19 protein-coding genes and 2 pseudogenes are annotated in these 16,096 nt (G+C 77.1%); 11 read left to right on the top strand and 10 right to left on the bottom strand.

Annotated elements, in window-relative coordinates:
- Window positions 1-26: 26 nt before the first annotated feature.
- The gene (locus F1641_RS17415; RefSeq protein WP_206691427.1) at window positions 27-710 is read left to right on the top strand and encodes an SDR family NAD(P)-dependent oxidoreductase; all 684 of its coding nucleotides are present in this window, start codon (window positions 27-29) and stop codon (window positions 708-710) included.
- A 92-nt stretch (window positions 711-802) separates the two neighbouring features.
- Here F1641_RS17415 and F1641_RS22145 read toward each other — a convergent pair whose 3' ends face one another.
- The 3 genes from F1641_RS22145 to F1641_RS17400 form a co-directional block, all read right to left on the bottom strand.
- The gene (locus F1641_RS22145) at window positions 803-1,723 is read right to left on the bottom strand and encodes a manganese catalase family protein (RefSeq protein ID WP_194907682.1); all 921 of its coding nucleotides are present in this window, start codon (window positions 1,721-1,723) and stop codon (window positions 803-805) included.
- 91 nt (window positions 1,724-1,814) lie between these two features.
- Window positions 1,815-2,336, bottom strand: coding sequence for a hypothetical protein (locus F1641_RS22140; protein WP_194907680.1), 522 nt, complete (start codon window positions 2,334-2,336; stop codon window positions 1,815-1,817).
- A gap of 120 nt (window positions 2,337-2,456) precedes the next feature.
- The gene (locus tag F1641_RS17400; protein WP_194907678.1) at window positions 2,457-2,633 is read right to left on the bottom strand and encodes a hypothetical protein; all 177 of its coding nucleotides are present in this window, start codon (window positions 2,631-2,633) and stop codon (window positions 2,457-2,459) included.
- Window positions 2,634-2,808: 175 nt separating this feature from the next.
- Between F1641_RS17400 and F1641_RS17395 the strand changes: the two genes are divergently transcribed.
- The gene (locus F1641_RS17395; RefSeq protein ID WP_194907676.1) at window positions 2,809-4,431 is read left to right on the top strand and encodes a Mur ligase family protein; all 1,623 of its coding nucleotides are present in this window, start codon (window positions 2,809-2,811) and stop codon (window positions 4,429-4,431) included.
- On the opposite strand, the gene F1641_RS17390 is transcribed toward F1641_RS17395, so the two are convergent.
- The 3 genes from F1641_RS17390 to F1641_RS17380 all read right to left on the bottom strand — a co-directional run bounded on the left by F1641_RS17390 (window position 4,352) and on the right by F1641_RS17380 (window position 6,092).
- The gene (locus F1641_RS17390; RefSeq protein ID WP_194907674.1) at window positions 4,352-5,395 is read right to left on the bottom strand and encodes an AAA family ATPase; all 1,044 of its coding nucleotides are present in this window, start codon (window positions 5,393-5,395) and stop codon (window positions 4,352-4,354) included. The two genes, F1641_RS17395 and F1641_RS17390, sit on opposite strands and share 80 nt — an antisense overlap.
- Before the next feature lie 65 nt (window positions 5,396-5,460).
- Entirely contained in the window at window positions 5,461-5,730 is a 270-nt protein-coding gene (locus tag F1641_RS17385) for a hypothetical protein (protein ID WP_194907673.1), read from the bottom strand.
- Window positions 5,730-6,092, bottom strand: a complete 363-nt coding sequence (locus tag F1641_RS17380; RefSeq protein WP_194907670.1) for a response regulator — start codon at window positions 6,090-6,092, stop codon at window positions 5,730-5,732. Before F1641_RS17380 ends, F1641_RS17385 begins: the two co-directional genes overlap by 1 nt.
- Window positions 6,093-6,221: 129 nt before the next feature.
- Here F1641_RS17380 and F1641_RS17375 point away from each other — a divergent pair, with 129 nt between their 5' ends.
- The 4 genes from F1641_RS17375 to F1641_RS17360 are packed head-to-tail and all read left to right on the top strand — an operon-like array spanning window position 6,222 to window position 9,793.
- Complete coding sequence (locus F1641_RS17375) at window positions 6,222-6,857, top strand: sigma-70 family RNA polymerase sigma factor (RefSeq protein WP_206691426.1); 636 nt, start codon at window positions 6,222-6,224, stop codon at window positions 6,855-6,857.
- Entirely contained in the window at window positions 6,841-7,944 is a 1,104-nt protein-coding gene (locus F1641_RS17370) for a hypothetical protein (protein WP_194907668.1), read from the top strand. Before F1641_RS17375 ends, F1641_RS17370 begins: the two co-directional genes overlap by 17 nt.
- Window positions 7,944-8,951, top strand: a complete 1,008-nt coding sequence (locus F1641_RS17365; protein ID WP_194907666.1) for an ABC transporter ATP-binding protein — start codon at window positions 7,944-7,946, stop codon at window positions 8,949-8,951. The genes F1641_RS17370 and F1641_RS17365 overlap by 1 nt, the downstream gene beginning before the upstream one ends.
- Window positions 8,948-9,793 (top strand): ABC transporter permease, encoded by an 846-nt coding sequence (locus tag F1641_RS17360; RefSeq protein ID WP_206691425.1) that lies wholly within the window; start codon window positions 8,948-8,950, stop codon window positions 9,791-9,793. Before F1641_RS17365 ends, F1641_RS17360 begins: the two co-directional genes overlap by 4 nt.
- Window positions 9,794-9,802: 9 nt before the next feature.
- On the opposite strand, the gene F1641_RS17355 is transcribed toward F1641_RS17360, so the two are convergent.
- Window positions 9,803-10,783, bottom strand: a complete 981-nt coding sequence (locus F1641_RS17355) for a sugar-binding domain-containing protein (RefSeq protein WP_194907663.1) — start codon at window positions 10,781-10,783, stop codon at window positions 9,803-9,805.
- A gap of 109 nt (window positions 10,784-10,892) precedes the next feature.
- Here F1641_RS17355 and F1641_RS22590 point away from each other — a divergent pair.
- From F1641_RS22590 to F1641_RS17345, 4 genes and pseudogenes are all read left to right on the top strand, one after another.
- A pseudogene (locus tag F1641_RS22590) lies at window positions 10,893-11,246 on the top strand (alcohol dehydrogenase catalytic domain-containing protein); the annotation flags it as partial.
- Window positions 11,247-11,332: 86 nt separating this feature from the next.
- Window positions 11,333-11,785: a zinc-binding dehydrogenase gene (locus F1641_RS20490; RefSeq protein ID WP_309225690.1), complete on the top strand. Its 453-nt coding sequence runs from the start codon at window positions 11,333-11,335 to the stop codon at window positions 11,783-11,785.
- Window positions 11,782-11,961: a hypothetical protein gene (locus tag F1641_RS20195; protein ID WP_206691422.1), complete on the top strand. Its 180-nt coding sequence runs from the start codon at window positions 11,782-11,784 to the stop codon at window positions 11,959-11,961. Before F1641_RS20490 ends, F1641_RS20195 begins: the two co-directional genes overlap by 4 nt.
- The gene (locus F1641_RS17345; RefSeq protein ID WP_194907661.1) at window positions 11,958-12,443 is read left to right on the top strand and encodes a hypothetical protein; all 486 of its coding nucleotides are present in this window, start codon (window positions 11,958-11,960) and stop codon (window positions 12,441-12,443) included. Before F1641_RS20195 ends, F1641_RS17345 begins: the two co-directional genes overlap by 4 nt.
- On the opposite strand, the gene F1641_RS23490 is transcribed toward F1641_RS17345, so the two are convergent.
- Window positions 12,427-13,302 (bottom strand): FUSC family protein, encoded by an 876-nt coding sequence (locus F1641_RS23490; protein ID WP_194907659.1) that lies wholly within the window; start codon window positions 13,300-13,302, stop codon window positions 12,427-12,429. The two genes, F1641_RS17345 and F1641_RS23490, sit on opposite strands and share 17 nt — an antisense overlap.
- An 83-nt stretch (window positions 13,303-13,385) precedes the next feature.
- Between F1641_RS23490 and F1641_RS17335 the strand changes: the two genes are divergently transcribed.
- Window positions 13,386-14,246 (top strand): GtrA family protein, encoded by an 861-nt coding sequence (locus tag F1641_RS17335; RefSeq protein ID WP_194907658.1) that lies wholly within the window; start codon window positions 13,386-13,388, stop codon window positions 14,244-14,246.
- On the opposite strand, the gene F1641_RS24035 is transcribed toward F1641_RS17335, so the two are convergent.
- Window positions 14,139-14,753, bottom strand: a complete 615-nt coding sequence (locus tag F1641_RS24035; protein ID WP_375541510.1) for a phosphatase domain-containing protein — start codon at window positions 14,751-14,753, stop codon at window positions 14,139-14,141. The genes F1641_RS17335 and F1641_RS24035 overlap by 108 nt on opposite strands.
- Before the next feature lie 527 nt (window positions 14,754-15,280).
- Window positions 15,281-16,096, bottom strand: a pseudogene (locus tag F1641_RS24030) (amidase family protein); the annotation flags it as partial.

Here is a 16,096-nt window from a genome sequence, read left to right as displayed (position 1 = left end):
CGCCAGCGCGGGTAGGCATGATCTCCGTGAGCACCCACCACGTCCCGGTCGACCACCGCCGCGCCGTCGTCATCGGCGCCGGCCCAGGGCTGGGTGCGGGCATCGCCCGGCGCTTCGCGCGCGAGGGGTTCGCCCTCACCCTCGTCGCCCGCAGCCAGGAGACCCTCGACGCCGTCGCCGTCGAGCTGCGCGCCGCGGGAGCGTCCGTCGACACCGCGACGGCCGACGCGGGCGACCCCGCCGCGTTCCGGGCGGCGCTCGCGGCCCTCGCCGAGCAGGCGGCTCCCGGCGTCGTCGTCTACAACATCGGGCTGGTGGTCAGCGACGGGCTCCTGACCAGCGACGAGGACCACCTCGTGCACGCCCTCACCGTCGACGTGGTCGGTGCCCTCACCGCGGCGCAGGTCCTCACCCCCGCGATGCGCGCGGACGGACGCGGCACCTTCCTGGTCACCGGCGGTGGCCCGGCCCTGTACCCGGACCCCGAGCACGGCACGCTGACGATCGGCAAGTCCGCGCTGCGCTCCGCCGTCACCGTGCTGCACGAGGAGCTGGCCGACGACGGCGTGCACGTCGCCAGCGTCACCGTCGTCGGCGTCATCGACCCGGGCACGGCGCTCGACCCCGACGCGCTCGCGGAGGAGTACTGGGCGCTGCACGCGCAGGCCCGCGGGGAGTGGACCGTCGACACGGTCGTCGACGGCCGCTGACCTCCATCGGCAGCCGCTGGCAGCCGATGGCGCAGCCCCGCTCCGGTGCTCGCGGCACCGGAGCGGGGCTGTGCGGTCAGGTCGAGGTCAGATCAGGTCAGCGCGTCCTTGATCTTGCCGGCGACGGTCTTGGCGCCGGTGGCGGCGGCCCCGCCCGCGGTGCCGGGGGCACCGGGGCCCTGGTCGCCGTCGTAGGTGGCGAACAGCTCCGGGTCCGGCGGGGGCAGCAGTCCGTCGTCGTCGGTGAGGGCGGCGGGCTCGGGCAGGTACTGGATCTGCTGGTCGCCGACGAGCGCGGGACCGCTGGCCCAGCGGCCCTCGGCGGCACGGCTCGGCTCGGTGCGGAAGGACCAGAAGGTGTGGTCGTGGACCTTGTCCTCCTCGGCGGAGCGGGAGTCCTCCAGCGGTGAGTCCGAGAGGCCGTCGTCGATGAGGTTCTGGATGCCGAGCAGCCACTGCTGCTGGTGGAAGGTGTCGCGGGCCAGGTTGAACTGCAGCATCGCCTTCACGCCCGGGTCGTCGGTCATGCCGTAGATCCGGGAGGTCTGCAGGCGGCTCTGGGCCTCGGCGGAGACGTTGGACCGGAAGTCGGCCAGCAGGTTGCCCGACGCGACGATGTAGCCGGCCTGCCAGGGGATGCCCTGGCTGTTGAAGGGCAGTGCGCCGCCGCCGCCGATGATGGCGTGCTGGGGGTTCATGCCGCCGATGATCGCGCCGAGCACCGGGTTGGCGGCCACGGCCTTCTCGGTGGTCTCGGCGGGAGCGCCCTCCAGGAGGCGGGCGACCATGGTGGAGAGCATCTCGACGTGACCGATCTCCTCGGTCCCGATGTCCATGATCATGTCCTTGTACTTGCCGGGCATGCGGCAGTTGAAGCCCTGGAACAGGTACTGCATCATCACGGTCATCTCGCCGAACTGGCCGCCGATGAGCTCCTGCATCTTCATGGCGAGGACCGCGTCGGGCTTGTCGGGCTTGCTGGTGAACTGCAGGTGCGGGTCGTAGCGGAACACGGGTGACCTCCGTCGGTCGGGGGTGTTCGGGCGCGCTGGCTCGGCGCCGGAGTGCTGCGGGTGGTGGGGGCGGCCCCGGGGGCGCCGGGTGTCAGCGCGCGGCGAGGAACGCGCCGGTGTGCTCGTCGTCGCCCTCGACCTCGCGGGCCAGCAGCCCCGAGCCGAGCGCCCACAGGGCGGAGCCGACGATGGCCACGTAGACGCCGACCTGCGCGGCGAGGTCGTCGCCGCGCTCGAGGCCGCCCATCGGCTGGACGGCGAAGGCCACGAACTGCACGGTCGCGGCGAGGCCGGCCGCCATGGACACGAGCGTGAGGCCGCGGTGCTGCCCGCGGCGGGCGCGCGAGGCGGCGTAGAGCATCGCCAGCAGCAGGCCCAGGGCCAGGTAGGCGGTGAAGGGGACGAGGGAGTCGGTGGCGTAGCCGGTGCGGGGGTCCCCGTCACCGGCCGGGTCGACCCAGTCCATGAACGGGGCGACGTTGAGGACGACGACGCCGAGCGCCGCGACCCCGAGGCCGGCCTTGCCGGCGCGCCGGTCGTCGTGCCGGTCGTGCCAGTCGGGGGTGGTGGCGCCGTCGGCGCGGGGGGTGGGGGAAGTGGCGTTCTCGGCCATGGCGATGTCCCGTCGAGTCCAGGGGACGAGTCGGCTGGGGTTGAACCGAGGGGGTGCTCCCACTGTCGCAGCGGCCTGTGACGCGCGCCACCGCACGCGCCACAGGTCCGCTGGCGGGACTCAGACCTGCGGGAACAGGAGGGCCAGCACGAGCACGGCAGCGGCGGCGAGCACCATCGCGAGCTGCAGGCGGGCCGTGCGGCGCTTGTAGCGGCGGACGCCCTCGGGCGTCGTCAGGGCGCGGTCGTCGTGCCGGTCGTCGTGCCGGTCGGTGGTCCGGTCGGTGGTGGTGGACATCGGGGGCTCCTCCGTCGGCGGTGGTCCCCCGAGCCTGCGCCGGTGGGGGCGCCCGGCGGATCAGCCCGGCAGCTGGGCCCGCCCCGCCCGGTCTCCGCCCGTGGGCGGACACCGCACGCCCCCTCGGCGGAGTCCCGCACTGGTGATCGAGGGCCGCGGCGCCGACCCTCGGGGGATGAGCCGGCCCCGCGCGCCTCGTGGCCACCGGCCGAAGACCCTCGCGGAGGTCGCCTCCTTCCTGGGGGCCGCACCGCCACCGGGTCAGCCGGGTCCCGGCGACGGCCCCGTCGTCACCGGGCTCCACCACGACTCGCGCCGCGTCGGACCCGGTGACCTCTGGCTGGCCCTGCCCGGGGCGGGGCGCCACGGAGCGGGCTTCGCGCCGGCGGCCCTCGCCCGGGGCGCCGTCGCGGCCGTCAGCGACCGCCCGTGCCCCGGGCTGACGACGCTGCTGGTCAGCGACCCGCGCGCCCGCGCCGGCCCCCTGGCCGACTGGCTCTACGACCACCCCTCGGCCGAGCTCGACGTGATCGGCGTGACCGGGACCAACGGCAAGACCAGCACCACCCACCTGCTCCACGCGGGCGCCGCCGCCGCTGCCGCTGGGGCGCTCGGCGCCGGCGGGCGACCCGCGGGACTGCTCAGCGGCGTCGTCACCCGGGGCCCCGGCGTCGACCGGCCCGCCGTCCTCACCACGGCCGAGGCCGCCGACCTGCAGCGCGACCTCGCCGTCTTCCGCGACGCCGGCGTGGCCACCGCCGCGCTGGAGGTCTCCAGCCACGCTCTCGCGCTGCACCGCGTCGACGGCACCCGCTTCCGCGCCGCCGTCTTCACCAACCTCGCCGCCGACCACCTCGACCTGCACCGCGACATGGACGGCTACTTCGAGGCCAAGGCGCGCCTGTTCGAGCCCGGGCGCTGCGCGCTCGCGGTGGTGTCCGTCGACGACCGCTGGGGCCACCGCCTGGCCCGCCGGGTCGCCGACGACGGGCGCGTGCCCCTGGTCACCACCTCGGCCCGCGGGCAGCCCGCCGACTGGACCGCCACCCGCGTGGAGGCCACGGCCACCGGCACCCGCTTCCGCCTGCGGGGCCCCACCGCCGACCGCGCCGTCCACCTGCGCCTGCTCGGAGCCCACCAGGCCGACAACGCCCTGTCGGCGCTCGCGGCGCTCGCCGCCACGGGGGCCGACCTCGACGCCGCGGTCCTCGGCGTCGAGCGGCTGGCGCTCGTGCCGGGCCGCATGGAGGTCGTCGACGCCGGGCAGCCCTTCCTGGCGCTGGTCGACTTCGCCCACAACGCGCACGGCGTCGAGCGCGCTCTGGCGCACCTGCGCACGCTGACCGCGGGGCGCCTGCACGTGGTCGTCGGGCAGCGCGGGGGCAGGGACCCCGGCAAGCCCGGACCGCTCGGGGCGGCGGTGGGACGCCTGGCCGACGTCGTGGTGGTCACCGACGAGGGCGCCCACGACCAGGACCCGGCGCTCCTGCGGGCCCTCGTCGCCGCCGGTGCCCGCAGCGGCGGTCGCGCCGTCGTCCGCGAGGTGCCCGACCGGGCCGACGCGTTCGCCGCCGCCGTGGCCGGTGCCCGGCCCGGGGACGTCGTGGTGGTCCTCGGGCGCGGCGCCGGGCGCGAGATGACGACGGGGACGAGGACCGACGGCTTCGACGACCGCGTCGCCCTGAGGGCGGCCCTGGTGGCCGCCCGGGGACCGGTGCTCAGGCCAGCCAGCGCCGCCAGCGCGACGGCTCGACGTCGACCAGCGGCTCCTCGCCCAGGGTCCGGGCCGCCTCCGTGACGTCGCCGGCGGTGAGGGTCACGACGTCGTCGCGCTCGAGGGCGTCGGGGGCCGCGCCGTCGCGGACCAGCCGCAGCGCCTGGCGGTTCAGGGCCTGCTCGAAGAGGGTCCGGGCGAAGCGCGCGTTGCCCGTGCCGCCGCCGGAGCCTCCACCGGCTGCGGCGCCCGCGAAGACGCGGCGGAGCACCGCGCGGGCCTCGTCGTCGAGGACGTACTCGTGCTGCTCCGCGGTGCCGCCGAAGATGGCCAGCAGCTCGTCGACGGAGTAGTCGGGGAAGTGGACCTCGCGCGCGAACCGGGAGCGCAGCCCGGGGTTGGAGGCGAGGAACGCGTCCATGAGCCGCGGGTAGCCGGCCACCACCACGACGAGGCGGTGGCGGTGGTCCTCCATGCGCTTGAGCAGCACCTCGATGGCCTCGGGGCCGAAGTCGAGCCTGCCCTCGCCCTCGGGCGCCAGCGAGTACGCCTCGTCGATGAAGAGCACGCCGTCGAGGGCCTGGCGGATGACGCGGTCGGTCTTGATGGCCGTCGCGCCGACGTACTGGCCGACCAGCGCCGCCCTGTCGACCTCGACGAGGTGGCCCCGCTGCAGCAGGCCGATGGCGCGGTACATCTCCGCGAGCAGCCGGGCCACGGTCGTCTTGCCGGTGCCGGGGTTGCCGAGGAAGACCAGGTGCTGGGAGGTGGCGACCTCCGGCAGCCCGTGCTCCTTGCGGCGCGCCTGCACCTGCAGGAACGCGACCAGCGCCCGCACCTGCTCCTTGACGCTGTCGAGCCCGACGAGGGCGTCGAGGTCGGCCTGCACCAGGGCGAGCGGGCGGGCCGGGGGCAGGCGGGGGCGGAACAGGTCGCCGAGGCGGTCCTCACCGCCCTGGCCCGGGCGGGGGAGGTGGTCGCCGACCCTCTCGCCGAGGCGGCCGGCGGCCTGGCGCAGGTCGTCGAGGGGACGGCGGCGGGGAGCCATGCTCCGGAGCGTAGGTCGGCTCCGGTCGCACGGCCCCCCGCGACCTCGAGCGGTTCGGGTGCGGCTCACTCCGCGAGCAGGGCCCTCCCCGCCCGCTCGACGATGCGGGCCAGGTCGGCGCGGGCGTCAGCGCCGATGGCCGTCTCGACGGGAGCGCCGGTGACCGCGCCCTCGACGAGGTGCTGCAGCGCGGCGGGAGCGACGTCCCAGGTGAGCATCCACGCCTGGAGCTCCAGGGCGAGCTGGCCCTCGGCGTCGACGTGGAGGCTGGGGCCGGCGGAGGGGCCGGCGGAGGTGCCGGCGGGCGCCAGCAGGGCGGCGAGCGAGGGGGGCATCAGCCGATCACCGGAGCCAGCTCGTCCTCGAACGTCTCGGCCGTGAACGGCTTGGCGATGAGGAACAGCGCACCGGCCGCCGAGGCGGTGGAGCGCATGTCGTCGGAGCCCTCGGAGGTGACGAACCCGAAGGGCACCTGCGAGCCGGAGGCGCGCAGCGCCCGCAGGCACTCGATGCCGGTCATCTCGGGCATGTTCCAGTCCGACAGGACCAGGTCGGGGGCCTCGGAGGCGACCTTCTCCAGGGCCTCGCGGCCGTTCTCGGCCTCGACCACCTCGTGGGAGTCGTACCCGGCCTGGCGCAGGGTGCGGATGACGATCTGCCGCATGACGCGGCTGTCGTCGGCGACGAGGATCTTCATGGTGGTGCCTCCCCGGTGTGGAACACGTTCGTGGTGTCCCCATCGGCAGACGGGGGCCGGACCTGTTGCCTCGGCGACGGGTTTCTCGCACCGGTGTCACATCCCGGCCCGCCGCGGTGCTGAGGAGGTGTGGACGCCGCAGACCGGACCAGCGCCGGACCCCCGGGGCCGCCGCTCGCCCTCGCCGCGCCGGCGCGCACCCTGGGGGCGGGCCGCACCCGCGCGCCCTCGGGAGGTGGCGTGCTGGAGCTGAGGCCGGACCTGGAGGCGGTGTTCCGCCGCGACCACGCCCTCGTCGTCGGCGTGGCGGCGCGGGTGCTCGGCACCAGCGCGGACGCGCGCGGCCAGGCCGAGGACGTCGCGCAGGAGGTCTTCCTGTCCTTCGCCCGCTCCCGGGTCCCCGCCGACCAGGCCCGCGGCTGGCTGTGCGTCGCCGCGACGCACACCGCCCTCAACGCGCTGCGCACCCGCCGCCGCCGGACGGCCCGCGAGGACGCCGTCGTGGCCGGGCGCGCTGACGACGAGGCCGTCGCGGGGGACGTCGCCGACGACGTCGTCGCCGCCGAGGAGCGCCGCGGCGTGCGCGAGGCGCTGGCCCGCCTGCCCCGCAAGCAGGCCACGGCCCTGGTGCTGCGGCACAGCGGCCTGAGCTACGCCGAGGTCGCCTCGGCCCTGCACCTGTCACCCACCAGCGTCGGGACCACGGTCCGGCGCGCCGAGAGCGCACTGCGCGAGGAGCTGAGGAACCATGCGTCACCCCGCTGAGGGCGTCCTGCGCCGCGTCGTCGACGAGCCCGCCGGCGTCAGCGACCCCGACCACCGGCACGTCGCCGCCTGCGCGCGCTGCCAGCGCGTGCTGAGCGGGGTCCGGGCCGACGCCGACGCAGCTGCGGGGGCCCTGGGCGGCCACCGCACCGTGCCGGAGGCGCGCACCGACGCCGCGTGGCACCGCCTGCAGACCGCGGCGGCCGACGGCGGGTCGCGGGCCGCCGCCGCGGGACCGTCGGGGCGCTCGCGCGGCTGGCTGCGCCGCCCGGGAGCCGTGGCGCTCGGCGTCGCCGTCGTGGTGGCCGGTGCCAGCACCGCCGCCGCCTCGGACTGGTTCCGCATCTTCGAGGCCGAGAGCGTGCAGCCGGTGAGCTTCACCTCCACCGACCTCGTGGACCTGCCCGACCCCAGCGCGTTCGGCGAGGTCTCCACCTCGTCCACCGAGCAGGAGGTGCAGGTCCGCGCCGTCGACAGCGCCGCCGCCGCCGAGGCGGCGACCGGCATCGCCGTGCCGCGGGTGGCCGAGCTGCCCCGCGGGGTCACCGGCCAGCCGACCTACCAGGTGGGCGACCGGGGCAGCTCGAGCTTCACCTTCTCCGCCGCCCGCGCCGCGGCCTCGGCAGCGGCGGCCGGTGAGGACCTGCCGCCGGTGCCCGCCGGCCTCGACGGCACCACCGTGCGGCTCACCGCCGGCCCCGGGGTGCTCGCCACCTGGTCGTCGTCGACGGGCCTGCCCGCCCTCGCCGTGGCCCGCGGCGTCGCTCCGACCGCCGACTCCACCGGCGCGCCCTTCAGCGAGGTCCGCGACTACCTGCTCTCGCTGCCGGGCCTGCCCGCCGACGTCGCGGCGCAGCTCGCGACCTTCACGGGTGACGGTTCCACCGGGTCGACCCTGCCGCTCCCCGTCCCGAGCGACCGGGCGACCACGGGGACCGCTGACGTCGACGGCGTGCCCGCCACCACCATCACCGCCCGTGACGGCAGCACGGCGGCCGTGGTCTGGACGCAGGACGGCGAGCTGACGGCGGTCGCCGGGACCCTCGGCACCGACGAGCTCCTCGCGGTGGCCCGGGGCCTGCGCTGATGAGCCCGGGGGAGCACCCCACCGCTGAGGGGTCCCCAGCGACCTCCCCGGCGGTGTGGTGCTCCCACCTGCGCAAGCGCTTCCGCCGCCACCAGGCCGTGCACGACGTGTCGCTGCAGGTCGGGCGCGGTGAGGTGGTCGGGCTGCTCGGGCCCAACGGCGCCGGCAAGACCACCGTCATCAAGATGCTGCTGGGCCTGGTCCGCCCGGACTCCGGGGAGGTGCTGCTGCTCGGCCGTCCCGTCGACGACCCGGCCGCCCGCGCCGGCGTCGGCTACCTGCCCGAGCTCTTCCGCTACCAGCCCTGGCTCACCGCCGCCGAGGTCGTGGCGCTGCACGCCCGCCTGTCGGGGGCGTCCGTGCCCGCCGCGGAGCAGCGCGACCGGCTCGCCCTCGTCGGGCTCGGCCAGCGCGGCGACGACCGCGTCGGCGGGTTCTCCAAGGGGATGCAGCAGCGGCTGGGCCTGGCCGTGGCGCTGGTGGCCCGCCCGGCGTTCGTCGTCCTCGACGAGCCGACCAGCGCCCTCGACCCCGTCGGCCGCGCCGACGTGCGCGACGTGGTGCTCGGCCTGCGCGAGCAGGGGACGGCGGTGCTGCTGAACTCCCACCTCATCGGCGAGGTGGAGCGCGTCTGCGACCGCGTGGTGATCCTCGACCGGGGCCGGGTCGCCGCCGCCGGGACCCTCGCCGAGCTGCTCGGCCAGCGCCGCCTGCGCCTGGAGCTGTCCGGCGTCACCGCCGCCGCCGAGCAGCGGCTGGCCGCCACCGGCCCCGTCGAGCGCGAGGGCGACACCTGGACCGTCGCGCTCACCGCCCTGCCGGAGGGCGACCAGGGCGACGACGGCGGTCGGGTGCCCGCCCTCGTGCGCGACCTCGCCGCCCTCGGCGTGGCCGTCCACGCCGTCGAGCCGGTGCGGGTCAGCCTCGAGGAGCGCCTGCTCGGCATCCTGCGCCACCCCGACGGCCACCCCGACGCCCAGCCACAGCACCAGGAGGCCTCGCGGTGAGCCACCAGCTGCGCAGCACCGGCGTCATCGCCCTGCTGACCCTGCGCGAGGCGGCCCGCCGCAAGGTGGTGCTGGCCCTCGCCGCCCTGACCGTGCTGCTGCTGGGCCTCGCGGGCTGGGGCTTCTGGCGCCTGGGCGCCGAGCTGACCAGCGGCGAGGCGCGGGTGGCCGCCTCCCAGGTGCTCAACCTCGTCCTCTTCGGCCTCAGCCTCATCGCGGCGCTGGGCACGGCGTTCCTCACCGGCCCCACCGTGGCGGGGGAGACCGAGTCGGGGGCGGCGCTCGCCGTCCTCGCCCGGCCGGTGCGCCGCTCCGCGTACCTGCTCGGCAAGTGGCTCGGGCTGGCGGTGTTCGGCGGCACCTACGTCGTGGTCGCGGCGTTCGCGCTGTGCCTCGTGGTGCTGTGGGCGGTGGGCTACTGGCCGCCGGACCCGGTGGCGGGCCTGCTGCTGCTCGCCGGCCAGACGGTGGTGCTCCTGACGCTGGCGCTGCTGCTGTCGACGGCGGTCTCGCCGATGGCCTCCGGCGTCGTGGCCGTCGGGCTCTTCGGGGCCACCTGGATCTCCGGGGTGGTCGGCGGGGTCGGCTCGGCGCTCGGCAACGAGGGCGTGGCGCGCGTCGGTGAGGTCAGCCGCGTCGTCCTGCCCACCGACGGGCTGTGGCGCGGGGCGATGCACGCCTTCCAGGACCCGACGGCCCTGGCCGCGATGGGGCAGGGCGCCGAGGCATTCCCGTTCCTGTCCGTCAGCTCGCCGACCCCGCTGTACCTGCTCTGGTCGGCGGTGTGGGTGGCGATGGTCCTGTGGGTGGCGACCACCGCCTTCGCCCGCAAGGACCTCTGAGTCCGGGCCTCAGACCTCGAGGAGCGCCCGCGCCAGCCCGGAGTGCGTGACCAGCGTGTCGACCAGCCCGCTGCGGGCCACGGCGGCCACGGCGCCGGCCCGCCCGGCGCCGACCCCCAGCGCCACCACCCGCGGCGTGCGGCGCAGCTGCTCGGCGCTGACGGCCAGCACCCGGTCGGCGAGGACGTCGACCACGCGCCCCCCGGCGTCGAGCAGGAGCCCGGTGGTCTCCGCGACGACGCCGGCGCCCGCGGCGACCTCGCGGTCCGCCTGTCCGAGGTTGTCGAACACCGTCGACTCGCCCGGCGCCCAGGCGCCGATGCTGACGACCGCCAGCGTCAGCTCGTCGAGCTCGGCGAGCGCCTCGCGGACCCCGGCCTGGTCGCGCAGCGCCGCGGCGCTCGCGGCGTCGGGCATGAGCAGGGGCGCGTAGTAGTAGGCGGGGGTGCCGCCCGCAGCCGCCGCCGCGGTCCTCACCAGGCCGGGGGCGTCGAGGCGGACGTCGGGCCTGCCGATGGTGCCGGCCAGCTGCACGAACCGCGCCGGGGTGTGCTCGGTCCAGCCGGCGCTCACGGCCGACATCGCGTGGCCCCAGGCCAGCCCGACGACGTCGTCGGGGGAGACCAGCTGCTGCGCGTAGTCCGCTGCCAGCCGGCCCACGGCGCCGCCCAGGGGCCCGGCCTCGGTGTCGTCGTCGGCGTCGTGCTCACCCGTGAGCACGAGGGCCTGCCGCAGGCCGTACCGCTCGCGCAGGGCGTCGCCCAGGGCGCCGTCGAGCTGCGGGGGCGCACCGATGCGGATCTGCACCACCCCGGCCGCGCGCGCGGCCTCGAGCAGCCGCGCCACCTTGAAGCGGCTGACGCCGAGGTCGGCGGCGATCTGCACCTTGGAGGCGCCCTCGAGGTGGAAGCGGCGGGCCGCCTCGACGGCGAGGGCGAGGCCACCGGTGCCCAGGCCCGCTGCTCGGGCACCGCCCCTGGTCTGCGCCACGCCGGGAGCCTGCCACAGCCGTTGACAGCCGCCGCTGCGCAGCCCCAGACTTCACTCATCTGAGCGATGCCGCTCAGATGAGCGGTCTTCACCCAGGGAGAGGTCCCCGATGCGCGCAGCGTTCCTGCCCGGAGGCAGCCAGGTCGACCTGCGGGAGGTCCCCGACCCCGAGGTCGGCCACGGCCAGGTGCTCGTGGCCACCCGCGCCTCGACCATCTGCGGCTCCGACCTGCGCGCGATCTACCGCGAGCACCTGGGCGAGGGGCCCGAGGCCTACCAGGGCGTCGTCGGCGGCCACGAGCCCGCGGGGCGCGTCGTCGCGGTGGGCTCCGGGGTCGAGCGGATCGCTGTCGGAGACCGCGTGGTCGTCTACCACATCTCCGGCTGCGGCCAGTGCGACGAGTGCCGCGGCGGCTACCAGATCTCCTGCACCGGCGCGGGGCGCGCGGCCTACGGCTGGCAGCGCGACGGCGGCCACGCCGACCTGCTCCTGGCCGAGGAGCGCGACCTGCTCGTGCTGCCGACGAGCTCACCTTCCTCGACGGAGCGGTGGTCGCCTGCGGCTTCGGCACCGCCTACGAGGCGCTGTGCCGCGTCGACGTCTCCGGGCGCGACCGGGTGCTGGTCACCGGGCTCGGCCCGGTCGGCTGCGCCGTGGGCCTGCTGGCCGGGGCGATGGGCTCACCGCTGGTGGTGGGCACCGACCCGAGCCCGGAGCGCCGCGCGCTGGCCCTGGAGCTCGGCGCCGTCGACCACGCGGTGGCCGGCTCCGACGAGGAGCTCGACGCCCTGCTGCCCGGCCCGGGCGGCGGGGGCGCGGAGGTGGCCGTGGACTGCTCCGGCAACGGCCGCGGGCAGCTGACGGCGCTGCGCCACACCCGCCGGTGGGGCCGCGCGGCGCTGGTCGGCGAGGGCGGCCAGCTCACGGTCGACGTCTCGGAGGTGCTGATCCACCGCCAGCTGACGGTGCACGGCTCGTGGGTCACCTCCACGGGCGGATGAGCGAGCTGCTGCGCAACCTGGTGCTCTGGGACCTGCACCCCGAGCGCCTGGTCAGCGACACCTTCTCGATCGAGGACGCCGAGCGCGCGTACGCGGTGGCCGACGCCGCCCAGGGCGGCAAGGTCGGCATCACCTGGCCCGACGGCGCTGACGGCGCCGCACCGTCAGGGCGGTGAGCACCCACACCTCCCACGCCGTCGGGCTGGGGCGCCTCCTGACGGCGGCGGGCGCTGTGGCGGACCGCGCCGGCGACCCCGCGGTCGCCCAGCGCTCGGGCGGGGGCCTGGTGGGCAGCGAGCTCCTCGTCGTCGCCCTGCTCGACCTCCAGCGGATGCTGCGCGGCCTGGTGGCCGTGAGCTCGGCGGTCAGCGACGCCCCCTGCGGGTACCGGCCGGACGGCCGCAGCCCGTGGGTCAGCGCCGCCGAGCACGAGGCGCTGGTGCGGGCGACCGCCGCGGCCCTGGTGCGCACCGAGGTCGTCGCCGCGGAGGTGGCGGCGGCCGTCGACGCCGTCAGCAGCGCTGCCGTGGCCCTCGACGACGGGGCGCTGCGCCCCGAGGGCGCCGTCGTCTGCACGGGTGACTACCTGGGTGCCTGGGCCGACCTCCTCGACGTCCGCACCGCCGCCCTCGGGCCGCTGGTCAGCGCGGGTCGCTGACCGGGAGGCGACCGCGGCGCTGGCGCGTCAGGACGACGACGGCGGCCCCCACCAGCACGCCGAGCAGCGTCTCCAGGCCGCGGTCGGCCAGCCGCGCACCCACCGGCACGGGGTGCGCGAGCTGGCCGACCAGCAGCGCCAGCGGGGTGATCGCGAGCATCGCCGCGCCGTAGTGGCGGGTGACGAGCAGCTCGGCCGCTACCTGCAGCGCGACGGCGACGGCGACCACCGCCCAGGTGCCCAGCGGCAGGGCCAGCAGCGCCCCGGCCAGCACCAGGCCGCCCAGGGTGCCGACCACGCGGTGCGCGGCCCGCAGCAGCTGCCCGCCGAGGGTGGCGGCGGCCATCGGCACGACGGCGGCGACCATCGCCCAGTACGGGTGCTGCCCGGGGGCGGCCGTGGCCAGCGCCCCCGCGACCAGCACGGCGACGCCGCACCGCAGGGCCTGGACCCGCTGCCGCGACGCGGGCGCCGGGGCGGCGTGCGCCGTCGTCGGGCGGGCCGGTGCTGCGCGCCGGACGGGAACCACCCCGCTCACCGCGCTGACCACCAGCGCGAGGACCGCGGCCCCGACGCCGACGCCCACCGACGCGGCCGCCTGGCCCGGGTCGGCCCGGGCCACCGCCGAGCAGGCACCCACCGCGAACACCGGGAACAGCGGGCCCGGCGGGCGCCAGTGCTGGCGCTCCGAGAGCGCCGCAGCGCCCGCCGCCCACGCCGCCGCGACGGGCACCGCGAGCAGGGCGCGGTGGTCGCTGAGGGCGACGGCGCACCCGGTGGCCACCGCCGCGACCAGCACCACGGCGTGACGCGCCTGCACGCGGACGTCGGCGCTGCCGTCGGGCCGGCGCCCGTACACCGCGGTGAAGGCGCCGAAGGTGGCGTAGAGCGCCAGGTCGACGCGCCCCCGCCGCGGCGAGCAGCACCAGCGGGACGGCGACCGTGACGCCGGCGCGGACCGCCGCGGGGCCGGTCCCGGTCTGCGGCGTCCACCGCAGCAGGGCCCGCAGCCCCCGCACGGAGCTGTCGACGGCCCGGCCGGTGGTGCTGGGGGAGGAGGCGGGCACCTCACGACGGTACGACCCGCCCTGCACCCCCTCGACGACCACGCGCCTGCGCGCCACCGGCCCCGAGGTGCACGGGTCGGTCGTGACCGTCGCGGTCCACGAGCGGCGCACAGGGTCCGTCCAGGGGCGGCGCCGGCCCCGACCCCACGCTCGGACCGTGATGCAGACGGCGCCGGCCCGGCGGGACGTGGTGGCCCTCGTGAGGTTCGTCGCCGCGGGCGGCGCGGGCAACGCCGTCTACTCCCTCGTGTACCTGGCGCTGGCGCAGTCGGGCGGCGCCGTCGTCGTCCCCAGCGTCGTGGCCAGCGCCGTCTCGACCCTCGCGGTCAACGAGACCCACCGCCTCTGGACGTTCCGGGGCACGGGGCGCCCGTCGCTGCGCGACGCGCACCTGTCCGGGGCGGCCTCCGCGGTGGTCGGCACCGCGCTGACGGCGGCGGTCCTGGCCCTGGCGGACGTGCTCGCGCCGGGGACCTCGACCACCACCCAGCTCGTGCTGTCGTGGGCGGTCACCGCGCTGGTCGGGGCCGCGAACTTCCTGCACCTGCGCTGGACGGCGGCCACCGGACGAGCCGCGCGGGGCGTCGACGACGTCGCAGCGCTCGAGCAGCCCCGCGCGGGTGGTCCCTCAGGGGGCGGGCGACGGGAGGACGGGGCGGAGGCGCTCCAGCAGCGCGTGCCCGTCGGGTCCGCGCACGACCGGCACCGGGCCGTGGTGCTCGGCCACCGGGGCTGAGGCCGCTCCGACGGCGACCTGCCGCAGGGCGACGGCGACCACGTGGTCCGGGTGCTCGCGGGCGAACTCCTCATAGATCGCGGGGTCGTGCTCGCCGTCGTCGCCCACGAGGAGCCAGCGGACGTCGGGGAGGTCCGCGTGCAGCCGCCGCAGGCTGCGGCGCTTGTGGGCGCGGCCGTCGCGGAAGAACCCCTGGTCGGTGGGGCTCCACTGCGTCAGCAGCAGCGGGCCGGCGGGGAACCCGCAGCGCGCGAGGAAGCGGACCAGCGGGCCGTTGAAGTTCCACGGACCGTTGCTCAGGTAGACGACCGGGGTGCCGGTCCCGCCCAGCTGCGCGTGCGCGGCGCTGAGCAGGTCGGCCATCCCCTCCACGGGGACCCGCTGGGCGAAGGCGCGGCTCATCGTCTGCCAGGCCGCGCGCAGCGGGTGCGCCAGGCCCGTGACCAGGGCGGTGTCGTCGACGTCGCAGACGATCCCCGTGCGGGCCGCCGGGTCGGCGACGTGCACGGTCGCCTCCACGGGGGGCCTGCGGCCGACCCGCAGGAGCACGGTGCGCTCGCCGGGCTCCAGGGCCCAGGGGAGGGTCGCGTCGACGAACCCGCCCGGGCCGCTGCGGACCCGGTGCCCCTCGCCCTGGCCCGCAGCGGTGACCTCGACGTCGACGCGGGAGCGCTGCAGCGTCACCAGGCGGCGCCACGCGGCGACGCCCCGGACCTCGCTCGGCTCGCGCCCGGGCGGGGCGAGGACGACGCGGGCCAGCACCCGCGTGCTCCCGCCCGCGCCGTACCCCGGGTACGGGAGGACGGCGCAGCTCCAGCCCCAGCGCTGCAGGACGGAGGCGAGGACGTCGCGCCGTGCGCGTCCGAAGCGGAAGAGGGCGCCGCCCAGGCGCGAGGTGGGCTCGGGCGGGGCGGTGTCTCCCGGGACGCTCACCGGTCGAGTCTGGGGTCGCCGGGTCCGTCGCACCCGGTGAGCGGTGCTGGGGCGACGCCCGCGACCCCTCAGGCCGTCGGGCCCGCGACGACGCGGGAGCCTCAGCCCAGGCGCGGGGTGCGGGGCGGGGCGACGCGGAGCGGTCCGAGCGCCTCGAAGGCCGAGCCGAGGACGAGCAAGCGCGGCGTCGTCGTGCGCGCGCCCCGCGAACGTCAGGCCCACCGGCACGCCGGTGTCGGCCATGACGCCCATCGGCACGGTGACGGTCGGGATGCCCAGGTGCCGGACCGCGAGGTTGCCGTTGGCCACCCACACCCCGTTGCGCCACGCGGCGTCGGCCGAGGCCGGGTCGACGTCGGCGTCGGCGGGCCCGACGTCGGCGACGGTCGGCATGACGACGGCGTCGAGGTCGTGGGCCGCCATCCACTCGTCGAGGTCGAGGCGGCGCGTCTCGTCCAGGCCCCGCAGCCCGGCGGGCAGCTCGGTGAGGTCCTCGAGGCGCGTGCCGGGGTGGGTGCGCACCCACTCGGGGTACTCGGCGACGTCGTCGTCGAAGCCGGTTGTAGCGGTCGGGCAGGGCGCCCTCGGGGTGGGGGAAGACCGTCGCGCCGTCGACGTCGGCGAGCGTGCCCAGCGCCGGGTCGCCGTTGGCGCGCAGGAACTCGTCCCACGCCCAGGCGCACAGGTCGACGATCTCCTGGCGCAGGTAGGCGGGGGAGACCAGGCCGCGGGTGGCGATCGTGGGGGCGCCGGGGCGGTCTCCCTCGTAGTTCGAGACCACGGGGAGGTCCACGACGACGGTGGTGGCGCCGGCCGCCTCCAGGCGGCGGCGCGCGTCCTCCCACAGCGCGACCACCGAGTCGCGCGTGCGGATCGGCCGGCCGGTCGAGCCGCCGATCCCGGGGTGCTCCCCGGTG

The organism is Quadrisphaera sp. INWT6 (genome assembly GCF_015390235.1).
Lineage (GTDB): Bacteria > Actinomycetota > Actinomycetes > Actinomycetales > Quadrisphaeraceae > Quadrisphaera.
The sequence above is the reverse complement of the archived record's forward strand: the minus strand, read 5'-3'. Positions and strand labels throughout refer to the sequence as shown.

Excerpts from the sequence above, each read along its gene's own strand:
- F1641_RS22140 (WP_194907680.1), bottom strand. The coding sequence starts at position 2,336 with ATGGCCGAGAACGCCACTTCCCCCACCCCCCGCGCCGACGGCGCCACC.
- F1641_RS17400 (WP_194907678.1), bottom strand. The coding sequence starts at position 2,633 with ATGTCCACCACCACCGACCGGACCACCGACCGGCACGACGACCGGCAC.
- F1641_RS17395 (WP_194907676.1), top strand. The coding sequence starts at position 2,809 with ATGAGCCGGCCCCGCGCGCCTCGTGGCCACCGGCCGAAGACCCTCGCG.
- F1641_RS17390 (WP_194907674.1), bottom strand. The coding sequence starts at position 5,395 with ATGGCTCCCCGCCGCCGTCCCCTCGACGACCTGCGCCAGGCCGCCGGC.
- F1641_RS17385 (WP_194907673.1), bottom strand. The coding sequence starts at position 5,730 with ATGCCCCCCTCGCTCGCCGCCCTGCTGGCGCCCGCCGGCACCTCCGCC.
- F1641_RS17380 (WP_194907670.1), bottom strand. The coding sequence starts at position 6,092 with ATGAAGATCCTCGTCGCCGACGACAGCCGCGTCATGCGGCAGATCGTC.
- F1641_RS17370 (WP_194907668.1), top strand. The coding sequence starts at position 6,841 with ATGCGTCACCCCGCTGAGGGCGTCCTGCGCCGCGTCGTCGACGAGCCC.
- F1641_RS17365 (WP_194907666.1), top strand. The coding sequence starts at position 7,944 with ATGAGCCCGGGGGAGCACCCCACCGCTGAGGGGTCCCCAGCGACCTCC.
- F1641_RS20195 (WP_206691422.1), top strand. The coding sequence starts at position 11,782 with ATGAGCGAGCTGCTGCGCAACCTGGTGCTCTGGGACCTGCACCCCGAG.